At 65.9% G+C, this 18,423-nt stretch carries 16 protein-coding genes; 10 read left to right on the forward strand and 6 right to left on the reverse strand.

Annotation, left to right across the window (positions count from 1 at the left end; genetic code table 11):
* Window position 1: 1 nt before the first annotated feature.
* Window positions 2-1,234, reverse strand: a complete 1,233-nt coding sequence (cqsA, locus tag AB0L58_RS07670) for an alpha-hydroxyketone-type quorum-sensing autoinducer synthase (protein WP_364382771.1) — start codon at window positions 1,232-1,234, stop codon at window positions 2-4.
* Window positions 1,235-1,398: 164 nt separating this feature from the next.
* On the opposite strand from cqsA, the gene AB0L58_RS07675 reads away from it, so the two are divergent.
* Together AB0L58_RS07675 and AB0L58_RS07680 are read left to right on the forward strand one after the other, a co-directional pair.
* The gene (locus AB0L58_RS07675; RefSeq protein ID WP_364382775.1) at window positions 1,399-2,055 is read left to right on the forward strand and encodes a response regulator transcription factor; all 657 of its coding nucleotides are present in this window, start codon (window positions 1,399-1,401) and stop codon (window positions 2,053-2,055) included.
* A complete protein-coding gene (locus AB0L58_RS07680; RefSeq protein WP_364382778.1) occupies window positions 2,052-3,236 on the forward strand; it encodes an ATP-binding protein in 1,185 nt (394 codons plus the stop codon). The genes AB0L58_RS07675 and AB0L58_RS07680 overlap by 4 nt, the downstream gene beginning before the upstream one ends.
* A gap of 17 nt (window positions 3,237-3,253) precedes the next feature.
* Here AB0L58_RS07680 and AB0L58_RS07685 read toward each other — a convergent pair whose 3' ends face one another.
* Window positions 3,254-3,646 carry a hemophore-related protein gene (locus AB0L58_RS07685; protein ID WP_364382781.1) on the reverse strand — a complete coding sequence of 131 codons (393 nt, stop codon included), beginning with the start codon at window positions 3,644-3,646 and terminating at the stop codon, window positions 3,254-3,256.
* 90 nt (window positions 3,647-3,736) lie between these two features.
* On the reverse strand, window positions 3,737-4,378 hold the full coding sequence (locus AB0L58_RS07690) for a class I SAM-dependent methyltransferase (RefSeq protein ID WP_364382784.1): 642 nt from the start codon (window positions 4,376-4,378) through the stop codon (window positions 3,737-3,739).
* Between the two features lie 61 nt (window positions 4,379-4,439).
* Here AB0L58_RS07690 and AB0L58_RS07695 point away from each other — a divergent pair, with 61 nt between their 5' ends.
* Both AB0L58_RS07695 and AB0L58_RS07700 read left to right on the forward strand, forming a co-directional pair.
* The gene (locus tag AB0L58_RS07695; protein ID WP_364382787.1) at window positions 4,440-4,940 is read left to right on the forward strand and encodes a GNAT family N-acetyltransferase; all 501 of its coding nucleotides are present in this window, start codon (window positions 4,440-4,442) and stop codon (window positions 4,938-4,940) included.
* A gap of 320 nt (window positions 4,941-5,260) precedes the next feature.
* Complete coding sequence (locus tag AB0L58_RS07700) at window positions 5,261-5,848, forward strand: GNAT family N-acetyltransferase (protein ID WP_364382790.1); 588 nt, start codon at window positions 5,261-5,263, stop codon at window positions 5,846-5,848.
* A gap of 216 nt (window positions 5,849-6,064) precedes the next feature.
* Here the strand turns inward: AB0L58_RS07700 and AB0L58_RS07705 are convergent, their stop codons facing one another.
* Both AB0L58_RS07705 and AB0L58_RS07710 read right to left on the reverse strand, forming a co-directional pair.
* Window positions 6,065-6,283, reverse strand: a complete 219-nt coding sequence (locus AB0L58_RS07705) for a hypothetical protein (RefSeq protein WP_364382793.1) — start codon at window positions 6,281-6,283, stop codon at window positions 6,065-6,067.
* A 92-nt stretch (window positions 6,284-6,375) separates the two neighbouring features.
* Window positions 6,376-6,564: a hypothetical protein gene (locus tag AB0L58_RS07710; protein WP_364382796.1), complete on the reverse strand. Its 189-nt coding sequence runs from the start codon at window positions 6,562-6,564 to the stop codon at window positions 6,376-6,378.
* 214 nt (window positions 6,565-6,778) lie between these two features.
* On the opposite strand from AB0L58_RS07710, the gene AB0L58_RS07715 reads away from it, so the two are divergent.
* The 3 genes from AB0L58_RS07715 (at window position 6,779) to AB0L58_RS07725 (ending at window position 10,117) form a co-directional block, all read left to right on the forward strand.
* Window positions 6,779-8,008 (forward strand): hypothetical protein, encoded by a 1,230-nt coding sequence (locus AB0L58_RS07715; protein WP_364382799.1) that lies wholly within the window; start codon window positions 6,779-6,781, stop codon window positions 8,006-8,008.
* Window positions 8,005-8,592 carry a GNAT family N-acetyltransferase gene (locus AB0L58_RS07720; protein WP_364382802.1) on the forward strand — a complete coding sequence of 196 codons (588 nt, stop codon included), beginning with the start codon at window positions 8,005-8,007 and terminating at the stop codon, window positions 8,590-8,592. The genes AB0L58_RS07715 and AB0L58_RS07720 overlap by 4 nt, the downstream gene beginning before the upstream one ends.
* A gap of 445 nt (window positions 8,593-9,037) precedes the next feature.
* Complete coding sequence (locus tag AB0L58_RS07725) at window positions 9,038-10,117, forward strand: methyltransferase (RefSeq protein WP_364382805.1); 1,080 nt, start codon at window positions 9,038-9,040, stop codon at window positions 10,115-10,117.
* A gap of 17 nt (window positions 10,118-10,134) precedes the next feature.
* On the opposite strand, the gene AB0L58_RS07730 is transcribed toward AB0L58_RS07725, so the two are convergent.
* Window positions 10,135-10,914, reverse strand: a complete 780-nt coding sequence (locus tag AB0L58_RS07730; protein WP_364382808.1) for a hypothetical protein — start codon at window positions 10,912-10,914, stop codon at window positions 10,135-10,137.
* A 215-nt stretch (window positions 10,915-11,129) separates the two neighbouring features.
* On the opposite strand from AB0L58_RS07730, the gene hsaA reads away from it, so the two are divergent.
* From hsaA to AB0L58_RS07745, 3 genes are read left to right on the forward strand one after another with little or no spacing between them, the layout of a single operon-like run.
* Entirely contained in the window at window positions 11,130-12,266 is a 1,137-nt protein-coding gene (hsaA, locus tag AB0L58_RS07735; protein ID WP_364382811.1) for a 3-hydroxy-9,10-secoandrosta-1,3,5(10)-triene-9,17-dione monooxygenase oxygenase subunit, read from the forward strand.
* Window positions 12,266-13,396: a 3-oxoacyl-[acyl-carrier-protein] synthase III C-terminal domain-containing protein gene (locus AB0L58_RS07740; RefSeq protein ID WP_364382814.1), complete on the forward strand. Its 1,131-nt coding sequence runs from the start codon at window positions 12,266-12,268 to the stop codon at window positions 13,394-13,396. Before hsaA ends, AB0L58_RS07740 begins: the two co-directional genes overlap by 1 nt.
* Window positions 13,397-13,417: 21 nt before the next feature.
* Window positions 13,418-18,250 carry a beta-ketoacyl synthase N-terminal-like domain-containing protein gene (locus tag AB0L58_RS07745; protein WP_364382817.1) on the forward strand — a complete coding sequence of 1,611 codons (4,833 nt, stop codon included), beginning with the start codon at window positions 13,418-13,420 and terminating at the stop codon, window positions 18,248-18,250.
* The last annotated feature ends 173 nt before the right edge of the window (window positions 18,251-18,423 follow it).

Here is an 18,423-nt window from a genome sequence, read left to right on the forward strand (position 1 = left end):
CTCACCGAGTCGGCACGAGTTGCGCAGGCGGCGGTGCCGGCCTCGGCTTTTCGTAACGCAGCGGTACCATCCCGCCGAACGTGTCCCGAACCTCGGCGCACACCTGGATGAGTCGATCCACCTGTATATCGGTGAGCCCCGCATGCAGCGAGAAGCGAAGGAGCGCGCGTTCGGGCGCGGTAACGGGCCAGCAGAGCACCGAACCGAAAACGCCACGAGCCTCCAGAAAGTCGCGGATCGCCATGGTGCGCTCATCCGAACCGGTTTGCAGCGCGACGATATGGCTGGCCGAACCCTCCAGGTCGAATTCCAAGGCCATCAGCGCACGGCGCACGACCGCGGAGATCTCGCGCAGCCGGACCCGCCGCCACTCATCGGTGCGAACCACATCGAGGGTCGCGCCCAGACCGGCGATATCGTGCGGCCGCAGCGCCGCGGAGAAGACCGCGGGATCGGACTCCATCTTGAAGTAGTCGACGAAGTCGATATTGTTCGCGGCGACAAATCCGGCGCGGCCCGCGAAAGCCGTTGCGAGGCTGGCTACTCGGAAGGGCACGCGGTCGGTGAGGCCGAGCGCGACCACCATGCCCGCACCGTATGGGCCATCGGTGCCGAGCGAATGCGATTCGTCGACCACCAGCACACTGCCGGTTTCATCGGCGACATCGCAGATCTGAGTCAGTGGAGAGCGACTCCCGTTGGTGCTGTATATCGAATCCACCGCGATGATGCCGGGGCCGTGCTTGCGGATCTCGTCGCGCAGATGGCCCGGAAAATTATGCCGGAACGAATACACCGGCGCACCAGCGGTTTTCGCGCCATGCCACAGCGACATATGCGCCATGTGATCGACATAGACCGGCGTTTGCGAGTCGGCGATCGACTGCATCAATCCGGCATTCGCATCCCATCCCGACTGGCACAGAATTCCGGCCGCCGCCCGCATATGGTCGGCAAGCGTCTTTTCCAGCACGATCTGCGGATGGTCGGGGCCGTGCAGGAAGACACCCGACGGCGGTGCCCCCTCGCTCGCGTTCTGCAGTGCCGCGCACATCGCGCCGACGATATGCGGCACGCGGGCAAGCGCGAGATAGTCGTTACTGGTCAGCACGACGTCACCGGGGCTCGGCTGTCGACCGTGCAGAATATGCCGTCCGCCCCAAGCGACCGCAACCCGTTCTGTATGGAATCGGTTGACGCGAAGGAATATGCGGTCGGCGACCGACATTGTCATCTGAACTCCTTTCACTGCAATCAGCTACTAGAGAGCACACACACCGAGCAGATTGAATCACTCTCCATCGCCACATGCGCCGAAATCGGCGACTCGACCCGGGGTCTGTCGCACCGACAGCGCCCTAACGGTGTCCTAACAGCGACAACAGGCACGATGGTCGGGTGCGGGTACTGGTGGTCGAGGACGAGCAGTTGCTGGCCGACGCGATAGCCGATGGGCTGCGGCGGCATGCGATGGCGGTCGATGTGGTGTACGACGGCGCGGATGCGCTGGAGCGGGTGGGGGTGAACGACTATGACGTGATCGTGCTGGATCGCGATCTACCGACGGTATCCGGAGATGTCGTGTGCACCTCGCTCACCGAGTCGGACAGCGATTCCAGGATCCTGATGCTGACGGCCGCCGCGGCGGTGGCCGAGCGGGTCGCGGGCCTCGGACTCGGCGCCGACGACTATCTGACCAAACCGTTCGCATTCGCCGAATTGGTGGCCCGCATACAGGCGCTGGGGCGGCGCGCACGGCCCGCGACACCGTTGGTGCTGGAGCGGGCCGGGATTCGGCTCGACCCGCACCGACTGACGGTCACCCGCGATGGCGAGCCGATTTCTTTGTCGCGCAAGGAGTTCGCGGTATTGACCGAACTATTGCGCGCCGATGGCGGAGTGGTGTCGGCGGAGCAGCTATTGGAGAAGGCATGGGACGAGAACATCGATCCGTTCACGGGGGTGGTGCGGTACACGATCATGATGGTGCGCCGGAAGTTGGGCGATCCGCAGGTGATCGAGACCGAGGCGGGCGTGGGGTACCGCATCCGGTGAGGGGCCGCACTATTCGGCTCCGGCTCACCCTGCTGTACGCGGGCGCATTCTTCATCGCCGGGGCCATTCTGGTCGCGCTGATGTATTTCTATCTCGATCGCTCGCTGGATCGGCGACCCGGGATGGGTGCGCAGATACTCGTGCGCGAGTACCTGGCCAAGCGGAACCGCCCGATCGTGTCCGAGGAGTTGTACCAGGCACTCACCGCGCAGGCCGCGAAGAAACGTCGCGACACGATGGAGGCGATGCTCATATGGTCGCTGGTCTCGCTGGGTGTGATCGGGATCGTCGCGGGCGGACTGGGTTGGCTGCTCGCGGGACGGGCATTGCGTCCGCTGCAGCGGATCACCGCGACCGCACGCCGGGTGGCCGATCGCAGCCTGCACGAGCGGATCGCGCTGACCGGACCCGATGACGAAATCAAGGATCTGGCAGACACTTTCGATGCCATGCTGGAGCGATTGGATCGCGCCTTCGACGGTCAGCGCCGCTTCGTCGCCAATGCCTCGCACGAGCTGCGCACACCATTGACCATCAATCGCACGTTGATCGAAGTGGCGCTGGACGATCCGGACGCACCCGAATCGACGCGTCGGCTCGGGGCGACGCTTTTGGAGGTCAATAGTCGGCACGAGCGGCTGATCGATGGATTGCTGGTGCTCGCGAGCAGTGAGCAGCGCCTCATCGAACGCACTCGGGTCGACCTCGCCGAGGTGGTCCGCCGGGTGGTCACCGTCGCGGGCGATGCCGCGGACCGGGCCGGTATCGAGATCCGCACCGATATCGAGGCGGCTCCGGTCTCCGGTGATCCGGTGCTGCTGGAACGGCTGGCGCAGAACCTGGTGGACAATGCGATTCGCTACAACATCAGCGTAAATGGTTGGGTCGCAATCAGATCGGCGAGCTCTGGGGGCAATGCCCAACTCGTCGTGGAGAATACCGGCCCGGCCGTGCCCGCCTTCGAGGTCGACAGCCTCTTCGAACCGTTCCGCAGACTGGCCGCCGGTGAACGGGTCGCCGAATCGGCGCATGCGCCGAACAGCCAGGGCGCGGGGCTGGGGCTGTCGATCGTACGATCGGTCGCGCACGCGCACGGTGGCGAGGTCAGGGCGAGCGTGCGGCCCGAAGGCGGACTCACCGTCACGGTCACCATCGCGAACCGAACGGGCGACGCCGGATAGCGCCGCCCGCGTTCGAATCAGTAGTTGTGGCAGGTGTTCGCGATCTGCCGCAGCTTATCGATCTTCTGCTGGCCCTCGGGCGTATTGCGCTTCTCATCGATCTTGGTCCGCGCATTGGGGTGATTGTCGAGCCACTGCTGGGCGCGCTGCTTACGCTGCTCGACCGGCAGCCCGAGGAATTCCTGCAGCTTCGCCTTGCGCTCGGGATGACTGTCCAGGCGTTCGGCGAACTTGGGCGCCTCGGCATGAATGGCCGCATCCACCTGCGCGAAGCTGCATGTCGTCTCGATCAGTCCGCCGCCGATGCCCGGCTGCGCCGAAGCGGTTCCAGGAACCAGTAGCGCCCCGGCCGCCAGCAGACCGCCGAACGCGACAGCGGTTCGCACGAATCCGGTACGGGTGTATGTCATGACGAATGACCCTTTCGGTTGGCGATCGGATCACGGCAGGCAGTGCCGCGACCCGATGCACAGTCCACCAGGCCGGGTGTTTGCACAGCGCTAGGACATGATGCGGCGCACGCGGGCGAGCCAGGCCGCCTCATCGACAATGCTGCCCGGCGTGAGGCCGAGATCCCGCGCCTCGACGACCGCCTCGCTGACGCGTCCGCGATATCGGGCGGGCTTCAGTTCCGCCAACTCCCAACCCGCGCCGAACGCGTCGGAGATCGCGGAGCGGCTGATGCGCGGGCCGAAGCCGGGTTCGGTATCGGCGAGCGCGAGGATGTGGAGGTACCCGCCGGGTTGCAGAACCCGGTGCAGGCTGCGCAGGTAATCGGCCGGGTCGCCGTTGTCATGGGCGAAAACATGGAACAGCGCACTGTCGAGAATGGTGTCGTAGCGGGGCTCGTCCCCGAGATCCAGGGCATCGGCCACCTCGAACCGCGCGGCCACACCGTGCTCGCGCGCATTGGCCCTGGCATACGCGATCGCACTGGGCGCCAGATCCACCCCGAGCACGTCGTAGCCGAGCTCGGTCAGCCGAATGGTGTGCTCACCGGCACCGCAGCCGACATCGAGCACCGCACCCCGAATCCAGCCCTGCTCGATCAATTCGAGCACCGCGGGCTGCGGCTCCCCGATCACCCACGGTGCGGACCCGTTGTCATAGGCGGTGTTCCAGAATTCAGGTGGTCGATTCATATCCCCAGCCTTCAACCTCAACCGGGGTTCATGTCAATGCCGACCGCGCTACATTTCCGAGATGACCGATTCTCCACAGCTACGCCCCGCCCGACCCGAGGATGCCGAATCCATCGCGGCCATCTGGTACGACGGCTGGCGCGATGCTCACCTCGGCAATGTCCCCGACGAACTCATCGCCGTCCGCCCACCGGATTCGTTCGGAACACGCGCAGCACAGCGCATCGACGACACCGTTGTCGCCACCATCGATAACGAGGTGGCCGGTTTCGTCATGACCCTCGACGACGAGGTCGACCAGGTCTACCTATCCCGCCACCTCCGTGGCACCGGAGTCGCCGCACCGCTACTCGCCGCCGCCGAGCAACGCATACAAGCTGGCGGCCATTCGCGCGCCTGGTTGGCGGTAGTTCCCGGCAACACCCGAGCCCGCGCCTTCTATGCCCGCAACGGGTGGATCGATGCGGGCCTGTTCAGCCACCAGGCCCCTGGACCCGATGGTCCCGTAGCGGTTCCCGCCCACCGCTACGTCAAGCAGTTCGCCTCTTCGCCGAAGATCTGATCTCGAGAATTCTCAGTCGGGCTGGCGATTCGCATTTCTGTGCCGTGAACGCTCATCGGCTTGACCGCACTGGTGTCGCTCCTATCCCGTTCGGCATCACAGCCCGAGATCCAGCCGTCTTCGTCGACACAACACAAACCCAGCTAGTTCGACCTGGCGGTCCAGTCCCGGTTCGGACTGCGATGATGTCCGGTATGAGCGCCCCCGACGAGGGATGGCCAGGCCGGGGCCAAGGCGACACCGACACGATGGTCGAGCTGGCGCGAAACTGCCGACGTTATTGCGTTGCCCCGCATCGGATCGGCTGCCAACATCCCAGGATGACCACCGAGCAACCAACCGCGCTTGCGTCCGGAATTGCGCCGCCTCAGCAGATCAACCTGGGTGACCTGCTGCTGCGCAGTTGGCAGCCCGAGGATCTGATGTCACGATTCGACGCGGTGACCGCCTCCTTCGATCACCTCCATCCATGGATGGACTGGCTCGCCGAGCCCATGACACTCGAGCGGCAACGCGCCTTCGGCGAGGCGATGGCGACAAGTTGGCCGAGCCCCGATGGGAGTTGCAACTACGGCATCTTCGACGTCGCGGGGACCGTACTCGGTGCGATCGGAATCCACGACCGCGTCGGCCCGCGCACGTTGGAACTCGGCTACTGGTGCCATGTCGCGCATACCGGCCGAGGAATAATCACCCGCTCCGCGGCCGCACTGACCCGAATCGCGTTAGACCTGCCTGGCATCGACCACATCGAAATTCACTGCGACGAAGCCAATATTCGCAGCGCCGCAGTCCCCCGCCGACTCGGATACCGGCTCGACCGGATCGCACCACGCGAGGTGCGCGCGCCTGCGGAGTCGGGTCGCGGCATGTTCTGGATAAAAGACGGCCAGGGTGTCGCCCGCTAACGTGCCCCTAATCGGCGTCGCTCTAGTCCAGGTCACCGTCGAGCAGCCAACCGTCTTCGCCGACTCGGCACAGCCAGCCATCGGATGTGCGCTCATAGACCGGCAAACTATCGGCTGGCGCGAGGTCGAGCTTGAAATGCGTTTCTTGGTGAAAAGCCGCAAGCAATGCGCGCACAGACGGAGCAATCTCGCCCCGAGAGCCCTCGGACATCTGCCCTATGCCTCCAATGGGTTCGGCAGGTCCTTCGAACTCATGAGCGCCGCCCAGTAGTCGTCTCGGAGCGCGTCCCACAGATCACTGTGCTTGGGCAGCAACTCACGGGCGGCGGCCAGATCGGGGGACGGATCGAACATCACTGTTCCCGGTTGCACTCCCGGCAGCTGTGCGTGCGACGGCAAGGAATACGCGGTGAACGACTCCGAAGTGAACTGCACGCGCAGGACTCGCGCGGAACACTCGACCAACTGCCACACCGCGACCTTGCGACTATCCTGAGTTTCTGTGGTCCGCAACCGATCTCGGCGCATCACACCCCCTCACGATTCGCACACCCATCCGGCGTGGACTCGATGCCTCGGCGCGACTCCGGGCGCACATGTCCGGCCCACTCGCGGACGGCATCGGCGAACCGCTCGACCACCTCAGCGGAGGCGCCGCTGTAGGCGGTAGGCGGCCCGACAATCGGATAGCGCTGCGGCAGTTTCGAATTCGTCATGATCCCTCCCCGTAGCCGTGGTCGAGGCACCCGACACCTAGCAACAACCGGATGCCCATAAAGCGTGGCCGAACAGCCAGTTCGATCCCAGCCACGAAACCGCGCAAGTAATACGCTTCTGATACCGAGCGTTGTGGACACGAACAGGGGGCCCATGATCGTCACCAGGTGGACAGGTGCAGAGGTGAAAGCCCTCCGCATAGCGGCGTTGCGAATGACCCAGGATGACTTCGCCGCGCAGGTCGGCTATGAGCCGCCCACGATCAGGAAGTGGGAGAAGGCGACAGCAACCCGTCCGGTACGGGGGAAGTCCGCCCAGGACCTGGATTCGGCACTTGCCCGACTGAATGATCAACAGGCTCAACGGTTCCGAGCAGCGGTGGCCGACGATATCCTGGCGACGGGTAGACCACACATTGCGCGGGAAGTCGAGGGCGATGAAGTGAAGCGCCGGGAGTTCGGAATCTTGCTCGGAACGGCAATTGCCCTGCCTACCGTGGATTCCGCCCCGATACCGAATCGCATCGGAGTTGCCGACGCGCGCCGCCTTGCAGCGAACGTCGAGGACATTGCCCAGCGCGAGCAGATCGTGGGTGGCACAGCGCTGGTACAGACGGCAGTAAAGGAACTCGAACGGGTGAAGGCCGTTCTGGAAACATCCGCCTTCGACGAGCAAGCGGGCAAGGCCTTCATGCGCGCCGCAGGCGAGCTCGCCACGATCGCCGGTTGGTTGGCCTACGACTCGGAGAGGCATCCGCTCGCGCGCCGCTGTTATGCCGACGCGTTCGCACTGGCCAACCAGGCGGGCGACGACGGGCTAACCGTCCACGTCTGTTTGAACGCCGCACATCAAGCGACCACCCTGTCGCGATCCGGTCAAGGAAACCCGCACCGCGCGCTCGGACTTATCGGACGTGCGCGGGACCTCAGCCGTGGTCGCCCACCAGGCCGCATCCACGCATTGATGGCCGTCCGTGAAGCCCAGGCATACGGCGTCCTCGGCGACCGCACCGGATTCGGCAAAGCTGTCGCCACTGCTTGGCGCGAACTCGATTTCGCATTCGAGCACGAATCGACAGAGGAGTGCCCACAGTGGCTCCGCTTCGTTACAACCACCGAGATCCGGTGCCATGAGGCCCGCGGCACCTCAGACCTCGGCGACTCGGCTAAGGCCGTAACCCTGTCGGCTGGACTCGCACTCGAGCAGGCAGGTGCGCGCAACGCCGCGAACTATCGAGCAGGATGGGCCGCGGCGTTGGCAAATGTAGGGGATCTCGAAAGTGCTACCGACCAAGGGCTTTCGGTCCTCAGCGACCTCGAGCGAGAGGTCTCCTCGACTCGCACACTCAAACTACTTGCGCCAGTTCGTGACGCAGCCGAAGGGTATTCGGATGAATTCCGGTACCGCTTCGACAATCTGGCGAGAAGGGTCACCACCGCATGAATCCGGAACAGAATGCGACAGTCCTGAAGTTCCACCATCTTTCGGCCGAACAGGCCCGCGAGCGACGTACGGAGATCGAGGACATATTCCGCGACTCTTACGTTCATGCCATCGAGGCCGGCGAGAAATTCGAGTCGCCGGAGGCATTCATGCACCGCTTCGACGCATACACCGACCCCGGTCGCCCCGCCGGGTTCGAACTGGTGATCGCGGAACTCGACGGGCTCGCGTGCGGCCAGACGTGGGGCTGGCCGCTGCATGAGAACACCGCATGGTGGGGTGGTTTCGAATTGGAAAAGGGCAACGCAGCCGATTTCACCGCCGAGAATGGTTCCCGCACATTTGGACTCAGCGAAATCATGGTGCGATCCGAACTCACCGGGCGAGGCATCGCCCGCGCCCTGCACGACGAACTCCTCGGTAACCGACCGGAACAACGCGCAACTCTGCTCGTCCGCCCCGATAACACCCGCGCCTACACCACCTACCGCAAATGGGGCTGGTCTCGGGTAGGCACCCTCAAACCGAGCTGGCCGGACGCACCCACATTCGACGTACTGATCCGCGATCTCCCCCTTACTTGACCAGAAACGTCCGTCGACAGGTGCACACCATTACGCGGTCGGCACGCCGAGCAGGGTCGGGCTGTCGAGGCGGTGGCGTGACCATCCGCTCGTCCTTCGACGGTCAGTCGCCCAGTACACCGTCTTCGTAACGCATGCCGGAGGCCACGGAAGTAGACCCTTGGTTTGCCAGAAGTTTTCGACAGTTGTAGTCCGTCCGCTGCTACCGAGCGACTACACCGACAGCCTGCGACGTCGGGAACTATTCCATTCACCCGAACCGGCTGCGCACTAATCGCACTCATTCTCGCAATCACCGTCGTCATCGGATGCACACCGTCCCCACAACGACACCCACGCCCCAGCTCCGCCACCGACGAACCCTCGGCCGGGCTCCCCGACGACGCACAGGGCTGGCACAGATCCTCGGCCTGCGGAAACCGGTCGGCTACCGCACAATGTTCCGGTGGCCAAAGGTAAGAACACAGTTCCACCGCTGCCCGTGGTCCGGGTGGTGGAGCGGATCCGCGCCGGGTTGACGACGCTGCACCGCAAGCTTGCGCCCCCGCCGATCGCAGTGTTCGAGATGATCACCGCGGCATCGACCGCCCAAGCCGTTTGCGCCGCCGCGCAACTCGGCATCGCCGATGCGCTGAGCGCTGGTCCCCGCGGCCTCACCGATCTCGCGACCGAGATCGGCGCCGATCCCGACTATCTGCGGCGGCTGCTGCGCTGGCTGATCGGCCAAGGCATCTTCACCCAGCGCCCGGACGGAGCCTACGCGCTGACCCCGCTCGCCGAACCGCTGCGCGCGGATGCGCCGGTGTCCCTGCGGGATTTCGCGCTGTTCATCGGCTCCACGCACCATCGCCGATACTGGTCGCATCTGAGTGATGCGGTGCGCACCGGCCGGGTGGTCATTCCCGAAGGCGCCGACGGGTTGCCGTTCTTCGACTACGTACGCACCGATCGGGAATTCGGCGCCATCTTCGACGGTGCGATGACCAGCGTCTCCGAACTGATGCTGGAACCGATGCTGGCAGCGGGCCACTTCGAGCGGTTTCCCGTGATCGTCGACGTCGGCGGCGGACGCGGGCGGCTGCTCGCCGAAATCCTCGCTCGCACACCGGGATCCCGCGGCATTCTGTTCGATCTGCCCGAGGTCGTCGCCGAGGTGCGAGTGCCGCAACGCTGCACCGCGGTCGGCGGCTCGTTCTTCGACGCGGTCCCCGAGGGGGGCGACGCCTACCTCCTCAAGCACATCGTGCACGACTGGGCCGACGCCGACGCGACGAAGATCCTGCGCACCGTGCATCGCGCGATGACCGGCTCGGCACGGCTGCTACTGATGGAAGTTGTTCTCCCGGAGGACAATCGGCCGCATCGCGGCAAATTCCTCGATCTGGAGATGATGGTCAGCGCGGGCGGGCGCGAACGCACCGAACAAGAATTCCGCGATCTCCTCGCCACCGCGGGATTCGAGATCGTCGGCATCATCCCCACCGCCACGCCGGATAGCATCGTCGAGGCACGCAGGGCCGACTGACCAGCATTCGGTGAGGTTCAGCCGCCCAGCGCGTGGTGCGCCGCGAGCGCGGTATCGTGCCGTCCACCACAGATCAACTCGAGCCGTCGCGGCCACCGCGCCCCACCGACTCGGCCGGGGCCTGCGAAATAGAACGTGGAGCAGCCCGCTCCGTGGATGCGGTCGTGCGGGTTGAAGCCGCCGCCGTCCGGGACAAGTCCAGCCGCCCGCACCAGTCGACGCCGCAGCACCGAGTAGCCGCTCGAATCGAAATCGCGGACGGTGAAGGCGAAATGGGTTTCCCGATTGTGCCTGCGCTCGTCGTAACGGGCCCGCCGCACCTGCCGCGCGACAATCGACGATCCGGTGGTCGTGGCGGAATCGGCCGAGTAGAAGATCTCGAAACGTTGCTCGAGTCCGTGGCCGCCGGACTGCCCGTGCGCCCGCAAAATGTTGATGCGATAACTGCGCGGGTCGAGCCCGTATCGGGCGCAGAACCGCTGCTGGACAACGATGCTGGGCATCGTCGCACCGACCCGCAGACCCAGCGCGGCGAGGTGCCGGTGCAGCGCCGCCACACTCACCGGAAACACCATCAGCGCGCAGTGATCGAAAGCACACCGGTTCCATGGCGGATCATTCGGGTCGCTGGCGCGATCGGAGGCCAGCAGCGCCGACAGAATCTCACCCGACGAGCGGACGGCGGTGTAGCCGATCAACCGATTCAGCCGTGCGGCGTCGATAGCGCTCAAACCGTCGGCGACCAGGCCGGATGGCTCGGTATCGGATGCTCCGAGATGGTCAGGTAGTTCGATCACACGAGAACCTCTTGGGGTGCAGCAATTCCCGCGCGACCCGACGTGGGACATCTGAATACCGCAATCTGCCAGGCCATGCCGGTTCCCGCAACCGCTGGGACGAAGTCAACCCGTGGAAAGCGCTCGGCGAGCACACTTCCGGTTGTCGTGGCAGTATTCCCGCTGTCGTCCGCCGATCAAGCCGTGCGGCCGCGTAGATCCCCCACAGGACAGCTATGACAGATCGCAAAATTCTGGATCGAGTCCGAGATCTCGTTCCGGATATCAGGCAGCGGGCGGAGCAGGCCGAACGGCAGCGGACCATACCGGAGCAGACGATTCGCGAACTCACCGCGGCCGGTGTGTTCCGCATGCTGCAGCCCCGCGAATTCGGTGGCTACGAATCGTCGCCGGTGGAATTCTTCGAAGTGGTCCGATTGGTCGCGGCCGCGTGCCCGTCGACCGGGTGGGTCACCTCGGTCTTCGGCACACACGCCTGGCAGCTGGCACTGTTCCCGACCGATGCGCAACGCGACATCTGGGGCGAGAACCCGGACGCGTTGATCGCGACCTCCTATCTCCCCTCGGGCACGCTGACACCGGTGGACGGTGGCGCCGAACTGTCCGGGCGGTGGGGGTTCTCCTCCGGATGCCAGCACGCCGACTGGGTCATGGTGGGCGCCCTGGCACCCGGCGCGGACGGCGCGGTGGACGACCACCTGACACTGCTGGTGCCGCGCAGCGACTTTCGGATCGATGACGTGTGGCACGCGGTGGGGCTGGCCGGGACGGGCAGCCATGACCTGCTGCTCGACCGGGTCTTCGTGCCCGCCCACCGGATCCACGATGCCGAACGGCACAATGCCGGACTCGCCGGCACCGAGGCCGAAACCCCCGCGCTGTACCGCCTTCCGTTCACCAGTGTGCTGCCGGGCGGCGTTGCCGCGCCGGTGATCGGAGCCGCCGAGGGCGCCTATGCCGCATTCGTCGAACGCATGCGGGGACGAGCCGAGGACACCGCCGTCGCAGTGCGGTTGGCCCGTGCCGCGTCCGAGATCGATGCCGCGATCGTGCAACTCGAGCGGAATCTGTCCGAAGAGCTGCGCTATGTCGAGGCAGGCGAGGACATTCCACTCGAACTGCGCCTACGGGCCCGACGCGACCAGGTCCGCGCCACCGAACGCGCGGTCGAGGCGGTCGAGTCGCTGTTCCGGATCGCCGGTGGCCGTGCGGCACGGACACCGGATGTGCTGGAACGACATTGGCGCGACGTGCACACGGGAAGCCTGCACCTGGCCAATGCCGCTGAGCGGGCGCTCGCGAACTTCGGCAGGGGCGAACTCGGGGCGGCAGTGGAAGACCGGATTCTCTGATGACTACCACGGTGCATCCCCATCTGCTCGGCGTCGCCGCCGAGTTGCCGCGCGCGGCGCATTCGACGGAGGAACTGCTCGACGCCGGCGAGGGGCATCTGTCCGATCGGCTGATGGAGATGTTGCGCAATCTCGGTGTCGAGACGCGCTATTCGATCCTGACCAATTATCCGGAGGTGTTGTTCGAGGGCGCGCAACCGGAATTGGGTATCGCCGTGGTCGATCTCGCGGTCCGGGCCGCCCGTGCGTGCATCGCCAAGGCCGACATTCCGGTGGATTCAATCGGCCTGGTCCTCGGTGTGTCCAGTAGTCCGGGGCGGTTGGTGCCGAGCCTGGTGTGTGACATGTTCGCACGGATGCCCGAACTGCCGAGGACGGCACAGAATCTGAGCATCGAATACATGGGCTGTTCGGCAATGGCGAAAGCCGTCGACACCGCACGCTGGTACTTGACCTGCAATCCGGGAAAGCGCGTACTGGTCTGCTTCGCGGAGGCGACCACACCGCTTTCGCCGCCGCTCCCCGGCTTCTACCGGCACTTCCTGGAGGTGAGCCCGGATCAGCGTCAGCAATCGGTGAATGTTCTGCACGGATTCCTGTTCGCCGATGCGGCGGTCGCTATGGTGCTCGGGGCCGACGGCGACGGCCCGTCGTTCGGCCCCGTCGCCAATCTGACGAATGAACTCGCCGAGGACGCCGAACTCGGCACCGTCCCCGACGGAGGTTCGGACATTCCGGTGGTACCGGGGCGCCGTGCCTACACTCTGAGCCCGCTCGTCACGCCGCGTGGGGCCTACTACGCCCGGGAGACCGTGCGCATGGCGCTGAAGGATGACTCTTGCCGACTGGCCGCACCCGCTGATGCCTCGGTGTTGCTCGTGCACACCGGCAGCGTGCGCATCCTGAACGCGCTGTGCCACGAATTCGGTGTCGAGCCCGGCGACGACAAGGTCGTCTCGTCATATCGGGTGTTGCGCGACTACGGCAATACGCTCGGCTGCTCGGTGCCGTTGATGCTGGCCGAGCCGGTGCGGCGGCCGGGCGGGCAGGGCCTGCTCGTCGCGTTCGGCCTCAGTTTCGGCTGCGGCGTATTCACCATGTCCGTCCCCGCCGGCGGGTGGACTCCGTAGCGGCTCGTTTCGGGAGTTCCCATGTCCCACACACTTGTTTCCCTCTTCGAAGATGCCGCCGCAGCCGGTGGTGACGAGCCGGCGGTGTACGCCGACGGCGGTTGGCGGTCTTGGGCGCAGTGGCGATCGCAAGCGCACGCGCTGGCTCGCGGACTGCAGGATCTCGGCATCGGGAAAGGCGATGTCGTCGCTGTACACCTGCCCAACGGCTGGGAGTTCCTGATCGTGCACATCGCCGTCGGGATCACCGGGGCGACGATGCTGCCGCTGCACATGGGTTTGGGTACGCACGAGGTACACACGCTGGTCACCCGCACCCGGGCCAGCGTGGTCGTCGTCACAACGGATGGCCACCGCGCACTACGGAAACCACCGCCAGGTGACTTCCGGCCACCGAAACATGTTCTGGTGATCGGGGACGTGGCCGACGAGTCGGCCATGGTGCGGTCGTATCACGGTGTGCTGCAACGCTGGTCAGGTGTCGATCCGGAACCGGTGCAGATTGCGCCGGAGGATCCGTTCCTCTTGGTCCCCTCGTCCGGTACCACGTCGACGCGCCCGAAGATCTGCGTGCACACGCACGTCGGCCTGATCGGGAATGCCGTCGCGGTCGCGGCGGACGCGGCGGCCGCGAGCAGCGACACGATCATCAGCGCCAGCCTGTTCACGCATTTGTTCGGTCTGCTGTCGGTGCACCTGAGTCTGGTCACCCGCGGCCGTCAGGCGGTGCTCGCGGACTGGGATGTGGCCGAATTCCTACGCGTGGCACGGGAATCCGAGGCGACGGTGCTGTTCGCCGTGCCCGCTCAGATTCGCGACATACTGTCCCGGCCGGATTTGCCCGGCACCGCGACGCTACTGCTGCGCGAGATCCGCGCCAGCGGCGCGGCCGTGCCGGCGAAGCTCATCGCGGACGCCGACCACCTGCTGAGCGCCCGGGTGATCGTCCAATGGGGCATGTCGGAACTGGGTGCGGGACTGTTCACCCGGCCCGGCGACCCGCCGGAGACCGCGGCTACCAGTATCGGTCGGCCGGTGTCCGGCGGGCAGGCGCGGGTGCTCACCGAGCACGGAAGGCCCTGTGACACAGGCGAAATAGGCGAACTACAATTCCGCAGCCCGTATCGCTGCAACGAGTACTTCGAGGACCCGGAACTGACCGCGGCCGCCTGGACTGCAGACGGATGGTTGCGCACCGGCGACCGCGCCAGCGTGAATGCCGACGGCACGATCGCCTTCCGCGGCCGGGATGTCGAGGTGATCAATGTCGGTGGGGTGAAATTCGCCGCGACCGAGGTGGAGACGCTGCTCGACGAGCTGGCCGGACTGGATCGCGTCGCCATCGTCGGCCGCCCCGACGAACGCCTGGGCGAGTATCCGTGTGCGGTCCTCACCCCGCGACCGGGTGCCACCATCACCTTGGACGAGATCGTCGCGCATCTGACCGCACACGGGCTGGCGGACTACAAGATTCCGATCGAACTGATCGTGCTGGAGCGAATGCCGTTGACCCCCACGGGCAAGATCGCCCGCGGCAGGCTGATCGGCATGCTCGATCGCGGTGGCGCACCGAAGGACTCGCCGTGGGTGCGTCGACTGCGGGCGCTGTCGCACCCGCAACGGCGGCAGCTGGTGCTGGATCTGGTGTGCGACACGGTCCGTGCGCTGGTCGAGGCACCCGCCCCGATCGCGCCGGACCAGGTGTTCACCGATTACGGACTGACCTCGTCGACGGCGGTTCGCCTGTGCGCCGAGCTATCCGACATCACTGGACTCGACCTGCCAACGACTCTCGCATACGACCTGCCGACCGCGAACCTGGTCGCTGATCGCATCGGCGAGATGACCGGCGACGCGGTGTCCCGACCCGAACCGCCCGCGCCGACCCGAACACGACCGGTCGAACATGATCCGGTCGTGGTCGTCGGAATCGGATGTCGGTTGCCGGGCGGTGTGTCGTCCCCGGACCAGTTCTGGGAGCTGCTGGCCGATGGTCGCGAGACGATCGGCGACTTTCCCACCGACCGCGGCTGGAGCGCCGACCCGGATGCCAGCTATGCGCGCCGCGGTAGCTTCCTCGACGCCGCCGCATTCGATCCCGAGTTTTTCGGGATCACACCGCGCGCGGCCGTCACGATGGATCCGCAGCAGCGGTTGTTGCTCGAAACTACTTGGGAAGCACTCGAACACGCGCGGATCGACCCGACCTCGCTGCGCGACAGCGATACCGGAGTGTTCGTGGGCATCATGGCCTCCGACTACGTACCGCGCACCTACGCGGCGGCCAAGACGCTGGACGCCGCGGCCATGACGGGTAATGCCGCCGGTGTCGCGTCCGGCCGGATCTCCTATGTACTCGGACTGCACGGTCCCGCCCTCACGGTGGACACGGCGTGTTCGTCATCGCTCGTGGCACTGCACCTCGCCGTCCGGTCGCTGCGCTATGGCGAGTGCGCGCGGGCCATCGTCGGGGGTGCGACCGTGCTGTCCACCCCCGCCACCTTCGTAGAGTTCGCCAAGCAGAACGGTCTCGCGGCCGATGGGCGCTGCAAACCTTTCTCGGCGGCCGCCGACGGCACCGGATGGGGTGAGGGTGTCGGCGTGCTCGTGCTGGAACGCCTGTCGGATGCGCGGCGTGCGGGCCGACGCGTCCTCGGTGTCGTGCGGGGCACCGCGATCAACTCCGACGGTGCGTCGAACGGGCTGACCGCACCGAACGGCCTGGCGCAACAGCGGTTGATCCGGCAGGCGCTCGACGACGCCGGGCTCGAGCCGTCCGATGTGGATGTGCTGGAGGCACACGGCACCGGGACCACGCTCGGCGATCCGATCGAAGCCAATGCCCTGCTCGCGACCTACGGACGTGATCGCCGCTACCCGCTGCTGCTCGGCTCCGTGAAATCGAATATCGGGCATACCCAGGCCGCAGCGGGCGTGCTCGGGACGATCAAGATGCTGCTGGCGCTGCGGCACGGCTGCGTGCCGCCGACCTTGCATGTGGACGAACCGTCGCCACACGTCGACTGGGCAACCGGGGCCATGCGTCCGGTCACCGCCGCGACAGCCTGGCCGGACCGGGGAAAACCGTGGCGCGCAGGCGTTTCGGCATTCGGGATCAGCGGCACCAACGCACACGTGATTCTGGAGCAGGCTCCGGTGGAGGACGAAACGGCTCCGTTCCGGATCGGTACTTCGGCACCGCCGCTGGTGCTTTCGGCGGCCACCGAACCGGCGCTGGCAGCACAGGCGAAACGGCTGCTTGCGGCGCTGGATGCGGGAGCCGATCCGGTCGATGTGGGATATTCCGCAGCGACCAGCCGGACTCGACTCACGCACCGCGCGGTTGTGTTCGGTGCCGACCGAAGCGATCTGACAGCGCTGGCGTCGGGGACATCCGGCTACGCCGTGACCGGTCGGGCCGATCTGCCCGGCCGAACCGTTTTCGTATTCCCTGGCCACGGCGCGCAGTGGGCGGGTATGGCCGCGGCGCTGCTCGAATCCTCCCCGGCATTCGCCGCATCTATGACCGAGTGTGAGACGGTGCTGAAGGACTTCGTCGATTGGTCGCTGCTCGCGGCCGTCGGAGACGAATCAGCGCTACGGCGAACCGAAGTCGCGCAACCGGTGTTGTTCGCGGTGACGGTATCGCTGGCCCGACTGTGGCAGTCCTACGGTGTGCAACCGGATGCGGTCATCGGACATTCGTTCGGCGAGATCACCGCGGCGCATATCGCCGGTGTTTTTTCGCTGCGCGATGCCGTGCGGGCGGTTGTCCGCCGCGGTGCGCTGTGCGCCGGACTCGGTGGGCGGATGGTATCGATAGATTCGGCGTCCGAGGAAGTCGCGCAACGGATCTCGGGGCGCGACACGGTCAGTATCGCCGCCCGCAACAGCCCCGGCACGACCGTCGTGGCCGGAGACGACGACGCGATCACGGCCCTGATGAAGGAATACCATGACGCGGACGTTCCCGCCCATCTCGTGCGGATACCCTTCGCGTCCCATTCGGCGCATGTCGAATCCGTCCGCGATCGACTGCTGGCCGAGTTCGCCGACTTACGCCCGCAACCTGTGCGAATTCCCTGGTATTCCACCGTAACCGGGGCGCAAATGGCGGGCCCCGACGCGGATGGCGGCTATTGGTATGACAACCTGCGCAGGCCGGTGCAGTTCGCGGCGACGGTCGAGGCCATGGCGGAGTCGGGATTCGGCTTCTTTGTCGAGGTGGGGCCGCACCCAGTGCTGACCACCCCGATCACCGTGACCATCGGTGCCGCGGGACTCGCGCTGCCGACGCTACAACGACGCCGCGGCACTCTCGATCAGTTCGCGAATTCATTGGCGCGCGGATTCGTGCGTGGGCTAGCGGTCGACTGGGGCCAGGCGTTCGCCGGTTCCGGCGCGCGGCAGATCGACCTGCCGACCTATCCATTCCAGCATCGCCGGTACTGGCTCGACCGGACATTCCCGCCTGGCTACCCGCACTCGTTCGGCGAACCACAAGCCCAGCATTCGACCGTCGAAACATCCCATGTCGCAGTACTATCCGACGCTCCGGTGCCGAACTCCTTGCACACCCAACTGCACCGACTCGACCGCGTCGAGCAACACCGCGTGGTCGAGGATCTCATCCTGACCCGCACCGCAGGACTACTCGGCTACCGTGGCCCGGATGCCATCGCCGGAGACCGGACATTCCTGGAGATCGGATTCGACTCACTGACCGCGATGGAACTGCACGACACGCTGAACAAGCTGACCGGCCTGCAGTTGCCGCCGCTCGCCGCCTTCGACGCCGAGACGCCCATGACCCTCGCGCAACGAGTCCTCGATGAACTGCGCGAGCAGCCGTAGGTTTCCGCCTGAGCCGCTCCCCTCGGTCCTGCGGCCGGAAGGTTGATCGCCGGCCGGCATCGTGTCCGCGAATCGCGACGGCCCAGCGCGGACGATAGCTGAGCACTCGCTCAGGTGACCGGTCCAGGTTGCACCCCCTGATCAGCGGCACACGCGACGGCAAGCAATACGCG

The sequence above is a fragment of the Nocardia sp. NPDC052112 genome, from assembly GCF_040680135.1.
GTDB lineage: Bacteria > Actinomycetota > Actinomycetes > Mycobacteriales > Mycobacteriaceae > Nocardia.